The 10,297-nt window shown below is 60.7% G+C and carries 6 protein-coding genes and 2 pseudogenes; 7 read left to right on the top strand and 1 reads right to left on the bottom strand.

The window, feature by feature from the left end; translation table 11 throughout:
- The first annotated feature begins 405 nt into the window (after positions 1–405).
- From ACOVQ0_RS03005 to ACOVQ0_RS02995, 3 genes and pseudogenes are all read left to right on the top strand, one after another.
- On the top strand, positions 406–1,842 hold the full coding sequence (locus tag ACOVQ0_RS03005) for an aldehyde dehydrogenase (protein ID WP_421880049.1): 1,437 nt from the start codon (positions 406–408) through the stop codon (positions 1,840–1,842).
- Between the two features lie 36 nt (positions 1,843–1,878).
- On the top strand, positions 1,879–3,129 hold the full coding sequence (locus ACOVQ0_RS03000) for an NAD(P)/FAD-dependent oxidoreductase (protein ID WP_421880047.1): 1,251 nt from the start codon (positions 1,879–1,881) through the stop codon (positions 3,127–3,129).
- An 8-nt stretch (positions 3,130–3,137) separates the two neighbouring features.
- A pseudogene (locus ACOVQ0_RS02995) lies at positions 3,138–4,171 on the top strand (ornithine cyclodeaminase family protein).
- A 61-nt stretch (positions 4,172–4,232) separates the two neighbouring features.
- On the opposite strand, the gene ACOVQ0_RS02990 reads toward ACOVQ0_RS02995, so the two are convergent.
- The gene (locus ACOVQ0_RS02990; protein WP_421880045.1) at positions 4,233–5,609 is read right to left on the bottom strand and encodes a transposase; all 1,377 of its coding nucleotides are present in this window, start codon (positions 5,607–5,609) and stop codon (positions 4,233–4,235) included.
- A gap of 234 nt (positions 5,610–5,843) precedes the next feature.
- On the opposite strand from ACOVQ0_RS02990, the pseudogene ACOVQ0_RS02985 reads away from it, so the two are divergent.
- The 4 genes and pseudogenes from ACOVQ0_RS02985 to tcuB form a co-directional block, all read left to right on the top strand.
- A pseudogene (locus ACOVQ0_RS02985) lies at positions 5,844–6,464 on the top strand (amino acid ABC transporter permease); the annotation flags it as partial.
- Between the two features lie 231 nt (positions 6,465–6,695).
- On the top strand, positions 6,696–7,487 hold the full coding sequence (locus tag ACOVQ0_RS02980; RefSeq protein WP_421880051.1) for an amino acid ABC transporter ATP-binding protein: 792 nt from the start codon (positions 6,696–6,698) through the stop codon (positions 7,485–7,487).
- Between the two features lie 25 nt (positions 7,488–7,512).
- Positions 7,513–9,057, top strand: a complete 1,545-nt coding sequence (gene tcuA / locus ACOVQ0_RS02975; protein WP_421880043.1) for an FAD-dependent tricarballylate dehydrogenase TcuA — start codon at positions 7,513–7,515, stop codon at positions 9,055–9,057.
- A 15-nt stretch (positions 9,058–9,072) separates the two neighbouring features.
- Positions 9,073–10,233 carry a tricarballylate utilization 4Fe-4S protein TcuB gene (gene tcuB, locus ACOVQ0_RS02970; protein ID WP_421880041.1) on the top strand — a complete coding sequence of 387 codons (1,161 nt, stop codon included), beginning with the start codon at positions 9,073–9,075 and terminating at the stop codon, positions 10,231–10,233.
- Positions 10,234–10,297 lie beyond the last annotated feature (64 nt).

Here is a 10,297-nt window from a genome sequence, read left to right as displayed (position 1 = left end):
CGGCCCGCATCTTCGCCGTGATTGAACCATCCATGACGAAGTCGGCGCGCCCATTCTGCAACTGCCTTACCGCAGCCTCCTGATCAACCGAGGGTTGAGATCAACCGGGACCAGTAAATTTCCAGCGAAACGGGATCGAAATCATCGCTCATCGACGGCTCCCAAGGGCGCCCCTCGCGAGTGACAAACTTAATGGAGAGCTTTCGAACTTTATAGTATACTGGTATTAGTGATGTCAACGTGTTTCCCCCGGGACGCACGCTGCGCAGTGGGGGCTGGCGTATCACTGGAGCGCGAACACAAATGAAACTTGCCAGTCATTATTGAGTGCACTAGTATCATAGTAAATCGAGGGGCCGACGCCCCTAGCCTTGCCGCATCGGCCTTCAAGGGGGCGTCACGTCCATGGCACCTCGCCCGTTCTTTTCAGCAGGCGCCTGGGTCCAAGGCCGCGGCGAACCGATCGAGAGCCGCAATCCAGAGACAGGGGATGTGATCGTCTCTTTGTCTTGTGCCTCGGCTGAGGACCTAGACGACGCCGTCGAAGCAGCCCGCCGTGCCATCGCTGCCCCATCCTGGGCAAACCTGCCTCGACACATGCGTGCGCGCTTTCTCCACAGAATGGGAGAACTCATTGATCGCGACAGGGAACGGCTTGCCAATGTCCAAATGCAGGACAACGGCAAGGTGCTATCGGAATGTCGGGCGCTGCTTGAAAGCGCCGCCAACACGTTTCGATATTATGCTGCCGCCTGTGAGACACTCGAGGGCACCGTCCCCCCAGCGCGCGGCCCCTATCTCAACATGGTTCTTGAAGTTCCTGTCGGTGTCGTGGGTGCGATCACGCCGTGGAACTCACCAGCGACGCTCGAAGCGCAGAAGCTCGCTCCTATTCTGGCCGCCGGTAACGCCGTCATACTGAAGCCTTCGGAGGTCACGCCTCTCATAGGGTTGGAATACGCAGCACTGGCGAAGGAGGCCGGCTTCCCCGACGGCATCGTCTCCGTGCTCACCGGCGGCATCGACCTGGGTCGCGCGATGGTGTCTCATCCGGGGATCGACATGATCAGCTTCACCGGCGGAACGGCCGGCGGTCGGCATATCGCGGCGGAGGCGGCGAGGAAGCTAAAGCCGGTCGTGCTCGAACTTGGCGGCAAATCTCCCCATATCGTCTGCGCCGATGCGGATCTCGAAAAGGCAGCCACTGCTGTCGCCATGGGTATCTTTTCCGGCGCCGGTCAGAGCTGCGTTGCGGGATCTAGGATTTTCATCGAAGCGAGCATCGCAGACGAATTCACGTCGATGCTCGTCGAGGCAGCCCGTTCGCTCCCGCTTGGCTCACCAGCAGATCCCGAAACGCAGATCGGCCCGTTGGTGAGCTTTGCTCACCGGGACAATGTGCACGCCCATGTCAGCCGGGCTGTCGCAGCCGGAGCGAATCTGCTCGTCGGCGGAGTGCTGCCTACCGACAGCAGGCTCAGTGCCGGAGCCTATTATCCTCCAACGCTTCTGAACCGGCTTTCTAATAATTCGGACATCGCGCAGCAGGAGGTTTTTGGTCCCGTGGGGGTGATCCTCCCGTTCGAAGACGATGAAGATCTGATTGCGCAAGCCAATTACAGCGACTTCGGCTTGGCCGCAGGGCTTTGGACACGTGACATTGGACGCGCTTGGAAGATCGCGACGCGGCTGCAGACCGGCACTCTCTGGCTCAATTCCTACAAGAACCTCTCGATTTCGACACCCTTCCAAGGACACAAACAAAGTGGGCTTGGGCGCGAGAAGGGGCTGGATGGTCTTCGGCAGTATCTCCAGACAAAAGCTATTTTCTGGCCAGCGTAGTGGCAACGAACTGCCGTTCTCCAGCAGGTTTTTTCAGTGGACGGAGGCGCACCGTCGAGTGTGTGCGCGGACTGGGTAAACAATATAATCAATCCGGCTGACCTTCACAGTGCGGATGTCGTCATCGTCAGTGGTGGCATCATCGGTTGCTGGACCGCACTCCATCTGGCCCGAGCCGGCAAACGGGTATGCGTCATCGAGAAAGCCGAGATCGCACATCACGGCTCGGGTCGGAACCGGGGCAACGTGCGCGTCCAGCTGCGCGAAGCTGTCGAGCGCGACCTAATCAATCGCTCGCTCAAACTCTGGCAGAACTTCGAGGATGGAGCCCGGTCGACCGTGGAATACCGCGTCACCGGCAACCTGCTGGTTAGCTATGACGAGACGATCGTGTCCGGTTTTCAGATCGAGGTCGATCGTCACCGAGCAATCGGCCTTGAGGCGCGCGTGGTGCAGGCAGCAGAACTCCGGAATCTCGTTCCTGCAATCTCGCGCGATATCGTCGCCGGCTTCCTGACGACGCAGGATGGGCACATCAATGGCCAGCTGGCCACCTGGGAGGCCGCCCGGCAAGCCAAGCTCGCAGGCGTTCGCTTCTTCCGCGGGACCATTGCGGAGCGGATCGAGCATGATCAGGGAAAGGTCACCGCCGTGATCACGAGCGCCGGCCGCTTCCCGACAGAGTGCGCGCTCGTCGCCGCGGCCGGCGATAGCGCCAGCCTCCTCGAGCCACTTGGCATCAAGACTCCGATTAGTCTGGCGCTCCATCAGATACTGGTCACCGAGAAACTCCCCTTCATCACTGGCCCATATCTTCGCTGCGCCTTGCCCCGCATCAGCTTCTGCCAGACCGCGAGCGGTACGCTTCTGCTCGGCCTAGGACCGGCAAGCGACCTGGCCCTAGGCGCTCCGCAAGCGGTAGAAGCGAAGAAAGTCGAGGCGATCTCCAGGGAGACGATCAGGCTCGTGCCCGCCTTGGCCGATGCTCATATTGTGCGGAGCTGGACTGGGCTCTTCGACCTGACACCCGATGGCCGCGCCATCATCGGGCCGGCAGAGCACATCGAGGGCCTCTGGATCGCGACGGGCTTCAACGGGCACGGCATGGCCATCACCCCCGCCGTCACCGAGAGCCTCGCACAAACCATTCTCGGGGAAACCCCACAGGTCAGCCTCGCTGCGTTCTCACCGACCAGGTTTGAAAAGCCCCTCGAAATCGAAATATCCGACGAACCGGTGAGCCGGATCGGCCATCTTGGAAATCTTGTCGCGCCGCCGATCCATTAGGAGTTCAGATGACATTGATTTTGGATAAGGCCACCACGATCGGCTGTCTGGACCTTGGAAAACTGGTTGACGAAATCGGCGAGGGAATGGCGGCCCTGAGTAGGGGCGAAGCAGTGCAGCCACTGCGAACGCGCGTGTTCTCCAAAAAGACCGGCGGCCTTTTGGCCAGCCTACCCTGCTACCTTGCCGGCGATGAACTGTTTAGCGCGAAACTGGGCTTCAGCCATCCGACCTTGCGAGATGCCGATGGCACGCGCCATCTGACCCAGATCATCGCGCTCGGCGATACCGAAGGGCGGCTGCTTTGCGTGATGCACGGCACACTGCTGGGGATGTACCGCACTGCGGCCTACTCCGCCCTGGCGGCCAAGTTTCTAACCTCTACTCAGGCGTCTCACCTGGCTGTGATCGGCTGTGGCCCCATGGGCCAGGCCGAAGCTCAGGTCATGGCGACTGTTCGTCCGCTATCCCGGATCACCGCCTACGATCTCAATCCCGAAGCCGCCGAAAGATTCCGTCGACATGTCGAGACGGCGACCGGCATCGGCGCACCCTCTGCAGCTCAAGTGAACAAGCCGTAGATGGTGCCGACATCGTCTCGCTGGCAACCACATCCCACGACCCGGTCATCAAGCGCGAATGGCTGACCGACAACTGTCACGTTTCAGCGCTGGGGGCTCACCGGAAGGACGAGCGCGAGGTCGATAGCAGGACGATGGCGGAAGCAGCCGTCTTCGGCGAGAGCAAGGAGGCCTTGATGGCGGAGGCCGGCGATTACGTCATTCCGATCGCCGAAGGTCTCTACGAGGCGGGCCATCTGGTCGCCGAGATCGGCGAACTCGTTGCCGGTGACGTTCCTGACCGGAACTGGGCCGGGCGCCTGACAACATTCAAATCCACCGGTGCGGGAGTGCAGGATCTCATTATCGCGCGGCATGTTTACCAAGTGCCCTCGAGAATGGCGCGGGGATTATGGCCGACTTCTAGAGCCTGTCGCCCAATAGGTGTGTTTTTAGGTTCGCCGCGCTCCAGCGCGCCATGACGGCGTAGAAAAGCGGGTTCTTGCGGCTCATTGAGGCCGGTTTTCGGCCATTCTGGCGGTTCTAACCTGCGTTTTCTGTTCGGCGGACGGACTCCCGGTGCAGTTTTCGAAGGTTGTGAACGGCGGCCTGGAGCTGCCACTCGCCGCGGCAGAGCTCAAGCCCGCGCATGCTGAAGCGACCGGCATCCTGGCGATCCTTCATCTGTCCGAACACTGGCTCGACGCTGGCTCCCCGTTGACGGTAGAGCCCACGGCCGCGCTTGGTCCGCAGCTTGCGATCCATACGCTCGCGCGCGGTCATTGACTTCGGCATCCGCCCCCGCGGCGATGGTGCCTCCCGCAAGGCAGCTCGCTGCTTGTGATCCTTCTGGGTTGCAATGAACAGTTCGCATTCCTCGGTCTGGCTTTCGGCATTCGCCTCCGACCAGTACCCGGCATCCGCAACCGCCGCGCCGAGAACCGCTTCCTCGCCCAGCACGGCTTCGGCATTGGCCTGTGCCTGGTCAAGCATGCCGATGAATTGGCGCACATCGTTGGCCTCGGTGGTGACGTCAGCGGCAAGGATGGTCTGCCCGGTCGTCACCACTGCCTGCGCGTTGTAGCCCTGCACCCAGCCACGCCGCGTCTTCAGGATGCCGCTCTCCGGATCCGTGGTGTTGGCCACCGTGTCCGGATCGACGCTCGGGTCGGGGCCCTTCGGCTTGCGTCCGCGCTTGCGCCTGCCGGTGGCTTTCTCCTCGGCCTCCCGTGCCGCAATCTTCTTCTCCTGGCGGTCGGCCGCAGCCGCAGCCTGAGCCTGGAGCTTCTCCTGGCAGGCCTTCAGTCGAGCCAGGCGCTGTCCGCGCCGCTTCAGATCGCCAGGCATGGCCGGACCGTTGGCATCGGGGCCGAACTGGCGGTCCTCGCGGGCATCCGTCGCCTCGGCCTCCGCCAACACCCGGTCGATCTGCTCCCCGATCGGGCTGGCCGTGCGGTTGGCGTCCAGTGACGCGTTGGCTTTCACCTTGGTGCCGTCCAGCGCAACCAGCCCCAGCCGGATCAGGCCGGCCTCCCGGCACAGCTCCAGAACCTGGAGGAAGACGCCCTTCATCCGCTCGGCATGGCGTTGGCGAAAGTGTGCAATGACGCTGTGGTCGGGAACGTCGTCGCCGACGATGAACCGGTAGCCGGCATTGCGCCGGCACAACCGCTCGACCGCCCGGCTCGACCGCACACCGTGGCTGTAAGCGTAGATCAACAGCGCCAGCAGCATCGCTGGCGCGAAAGGCGGCTGGCCTGCGCGACCGACCTTGCAGGTCGCCTCGAAGTCGCTGAGGTCCATGAGCCCGACGCCATCCACAACAACGTGGACGATGTCGCCCTCGGGTAACCAGTCCATCATGTCGACCGGGAGAAGGAAGCGTTGGCGACGATCCGGTTCGCGGAAGAAATGGGCCATGGCGATCCCTCTGGGCGATCCCTCAACGGCTGCTGGCGCTCAGAGAATCACGCCGCTCACAGCCCCGTCAACTGAGAGACCGCGATCGGAGCGGGGTTCCGACCGCCGAGGCGCCGATTCTGCAACAGGCTCTTTAGCAGGGCTACTAGCCCTCCTTGGTCGGCGCAACGGGGAGCAATTGACACGCGCACTAATGATACTAGTATACTCAATAATTAAAAATAGGGATGCCCGATGGGGTTTCTGAATTATCTCACAAGCTCAAATTTGCTCACTGGCCTCTGGATAGCGATCCAGATCACAACTCTGGCCATGTTTGCGGGTCTTGCGCTAGGATTGGTTCTCGCTTTGATGAGAATGTCGAAGAACCCAATCGTTAGCAGCACGGCTTGGTTCTATATCTGGATCATGCGCGGGACCCCCATCCTGCTGCAACTGATTTTCATTTTTGACGCCCTACCGCGGGTGGGAATTCGCCTCGACCCGTTCACGACCGCGGTGCTCGGGTTCGCCCTGAATGAAGCGGCTTTCGCGGCCGAGTTCATTCGCGGCGGCCTGCTATCAGTCAAGCGAAACCAGTCCGTGGCTGCGTCCGCTCTAGGGATGGGGCCTTTCGTGACGCTTCGCCGGATCATCATTCCGCAGGCCCTTCGTGCGATCACGCCGCAGATATCGAATGCGACGATCTCGATGTTGAAGGGAACGTCGCTGGCGTCGGTCGTCTTTGTCAACGAGCTGACGTTCCGTGCCCAACAGATTGTTGCAACGAATTTCGATTTCTTCACCGTGTTCATTGCCGCGGCGTCGCTCTACTTGATGACAACGACGCTCATTTCACTGTGCCAGCTCGTCATGGAAAGGCGGCTCGATCCCGAATTGCGCAGCCTAAGCAAACAACCGTCGATCTGGTCTCGCTGGGTCAGCGGAGTTAGCACGCCCTCCCCCAAATACGACGTCGTCGAAGCGAAAGAAGAGCCGGTGGCTGCGGCCGACGCGGCGGACTCGAACCAGAACTCAACATCGTTCAATGCCGACAACTCGATCATCAAAGCAATTGCGTCGAATGCGTCGAAGAACGTGCGTGAGATCGACGATACGCCCTTCGTCGTCTGTAAGAACGTTCACAAATCTTATTATCTGCGTGGTCGCGGCGAATTCGAGGTTCTCAAAGGCATCGATTTCCAGGTGCATCGTGGTGAAGTCGTCGCAATCCTCGGCGCGAGCGGTTCCGGCAAAAGTACGCTGCTACGCCTTATCAACCACCTCGAACCGATGAACGACGGCGAGATCCTGGTCGAAGGCAAACATGTCGGATACGAGCGCAAGAAGGGTCGGCTTGTCCCGACGAAGAACCTGGCCAAGGCGCGCGCCGACGCCAAGATCGGCATGGTGTTCCAAAGCTTCGATCTGTTCGACCACAAGACAGCGACCGAGAACATCATGGAAGCTCCGATCCAGGTCTATGGCATGAAACAAGAGGCTGCCCGCGAGCGCGCTCGTCTGCTGCTGGAGGGCGTCGGGCTCACCGATCACGCCGATCATCTGCCAATGCGCCTGTCGGGTGGGCAACAACAGCGTGTTGCGATCGCGCGCGCGCTCGCGACCGAGCCAAAGCTTATGCTCTTCGACGAGCCGACATCGGCACTCGATCCGGAACTGGTCGGTGAGGTGCTCGGTGTTATGCGCAGCCTCGCCGAAGCGGGCATGACCATGATTGTCGTAACCCACGAAATCAATTTCGCTCGCGACGTCGCGGACCGCGTAGTGTTCATGGACAAGGGCGTGATCGTGGAAGATGGGCCTGCGCGCGAAGTACTAAACAATCCCAAAGAGGAGCGGACCAGGCAGTTCCTGCGAATGGTCCAGCGCGACGGCTGACGTTTAGTCGCACCAATATCTGTCGATGCCTGCTCACATGCCGGCTCGGCGGGGGAAGGAGGCTTTTGCGCCCTGCCGTCCGGTGCGCGTCGGGGTTCCGCCCGCACCAGACGAACAGCGAGCGCCAAATGCCACCCTGCCTAAACTTTCCATGACCAGATTTGAGGAAGAGAGCGTGGTTGACATATTGGTAATCGGGGGCGGTAACGCGGCGCTTTGCGCGGCCTTGATGGCACGCGAAGCAGGCGCCTCGGTGCTACTACTGGAAGCATCGCCCATCGAATGGCGTGGCGGAAATTCGCAGCACACCCGTAATCTTCGCTGCATGCACAATGCTCCCCAGGACGTCCTTATCGAGGCCTATCCCGAGGAAGAATACTGGCAGGATCTGCTGAAGGTGACGGGGGGCGAGACGAACGAACATCTGGCGCGGCTCGTCATCCGCGCTTCGTCGAACTGCCGTGACTGGATGCACCGGCACGGCGTGCGCTTCCAACCTCCGCTTTCGGGCGCACTGCATGTGGCACGTACCAACGCCTTCTTCATGGGAGGCGGAAAGGCCCTGGTTAACGCATATTACCGCAGCGCCCAAGCCTTGGGCGTGAAGGTCCGCTACGACACCCCGGTCGCCGAAATCGTGCTCGATGGCGACCGGTTCGTAGCAGCCCGAACCAAAGCAGGCGAAACAATCCACGCCAAAGCTTGCGTGCTGGCGGCCGGTGGTTTTGAATCCAACCGCGAGTGGCTGCGTGAAGCCTGGGGGCGCGACGATCTCGGCGAGTGGCCGGCCGACAACTTCCTCATCCGCGGCACACGCTTCAATCAGGGCGTTCTCCTGAAATTCATGATGGAGGCGGGGGCCGACATGATCGGCGACCCGTCTCAGGGGCACTGCGTCGCAATCGATGCAAGGGCGCCTCTTTATGATGGTGGCATCTGCACGCGCATCGACTGTGTCTCGCTAGGGGTTGTCGTCAACCGGGATGGTAAGAGGTTCTCTGATGAAGGCGAGGACTTCTGGCCGAAGCGTTATGCGATCTGGGGGCGCCTTGTGGCACAGCAGCCCGGGCAAATCGGATACTCTATCATCGACAAGAAGGTCATCGGGCGTTTCATGCCCCCGGTCTTCCCGGGCGTAATCGCTGATAGCCTGCCCGAGTTGGCCAACAAGCTCGGTGTCCCCGCGGACACTTTCATAGACACGCTTGAGCGGTACAATGCGGCGTGCCGGCCGGGAACGTTTAATCATACGATCCTGGACGATTGCCGCACGAACGGTCTGATTCCGGCCAAGACGCATTGGGCTCTGCCGATCGATACCCCTCCGTTCTACGGTTATCCGGTCAGGCCGGGGATCACCTTCACCTATCTGTCGCTCAAGGTTGACGACACCGCAGCCGTTCGATTCGGAGACCGCCCGAGCGCAAATCTATTCGTCGCGGGCGAGATGATGGCGGGAAATGTGCTCGGCAAGGGCTACACCGCGGGCGTCGGCATGAGCATCGGCACGGCCTTCGGCCGCATTGCCGGGACCCAGGCCGCCGCCGCGGCATTCGGCAAAGCCGTCTGAAGGAGTGTCACAGCCATGAGCGCCATTACAAATCTGACCGAGCTCGCCTCAGAAGCAGAGCGCATGCTCAACGCGAACGTCGCCGAGGCGGATCGCATTTTGCACATCTGCAATGCCTGCCGCTATTGCGAAAGCTTCTGTGCCGTTTTTCCGGCGATGACACGCAGGCTCGACTTCAACGTCGCTGATGCGCATTATCTCGCCAATCTCTGCCACAACTGTTCGGCATGTCTTTACGCATGCCAGTACGCGGCGCCGCATGAATTCGACGTCAACGTGCCGAAGACACTCGCTCAAGTCCGGCGCGATACCTATGTCGAATACGCATTTCCCAAATCGTTCGGCTCCCTCTATCGCCGCAACGGCCTCGCAGTCGCGATGGCAGTCAGTCTCAGCGTCGCGGCCTTTCTTATCGCCGCGGTGCTGATGAAGGGCAGCCTGTTCGTGCATGGGCTCGAAGGGCGTTTCTACGCCATCTTCCCGCATAACCTCCTTGTGCTCGTATTCGGAGCGGCCTTCGGATTCTCGATCCTCGCGTTGGCTATCGGAGTCACGCGCTTCTGGCGAGAGGTTTCAGAGCCTGGAAATCACGTGTCAATACCCGCGACAGTCGGAGAAGCGGCCCGTTCAGTCCTGACACTCAAATATCTCGACGGTGGTCACGGGGACGGCTGCAACAACGAAGATGACGCGTTCACATTGTGGCGGAAACGTTTCCACCACTTCACTTTCTACGGTTACATGCTGTGTTTTGCCTCTACTTCGGTCGCCACCCTTTATCATTATTTGTTCCGATCGGAGGCTCCCTACCCCCTTTTCAGCCTTCCGGTCATCCTTGGAACGCTTGGGGGCATCGGGCTTTTGATAGGCCCTGCTGGTCTGTTTTGGCTCAATCTTCGGCGCAATCCGTTGCAGGTGGACCAGAGACAGAACACCATGGACCGCGGCTTCATCGCGCTCTTGTTCTTCGTAAGCCTCACCGGCTTGGCTCTGCTGGCATGGCGAGACACCTCCGCAATGCCGCTCCTCCTGGCTATCCATCTTGGGTTCGTGATGGGCCACTTCCTCACCTTGCCCTACGGCAAGTTTGCGCATGGCGTTTTTCGCGGAGCGGCGCTGTTGAAATATGCCATCGAGAAGAGGCGCCCGAACCCAGTTCAGACAGGCGGCGAATGATAGTGCAGCGCGACGGTGTTGCACGAAGAATTCTCGGGTCGCAACGCGCCCTCGCCCATTGGCT

This window comes from Novosphingobium sp., from assembly GCF_049240505.1.
Taxonomy (GTDB): Bacteria; Pseudomonadota; Alphaproteobacteria; order Sphingomonadales; family Sphingomonadaceae; genus Novosphingobium.
This window is presented reverse-complemented; position numbering and strand designations above follow the sequence as displayed.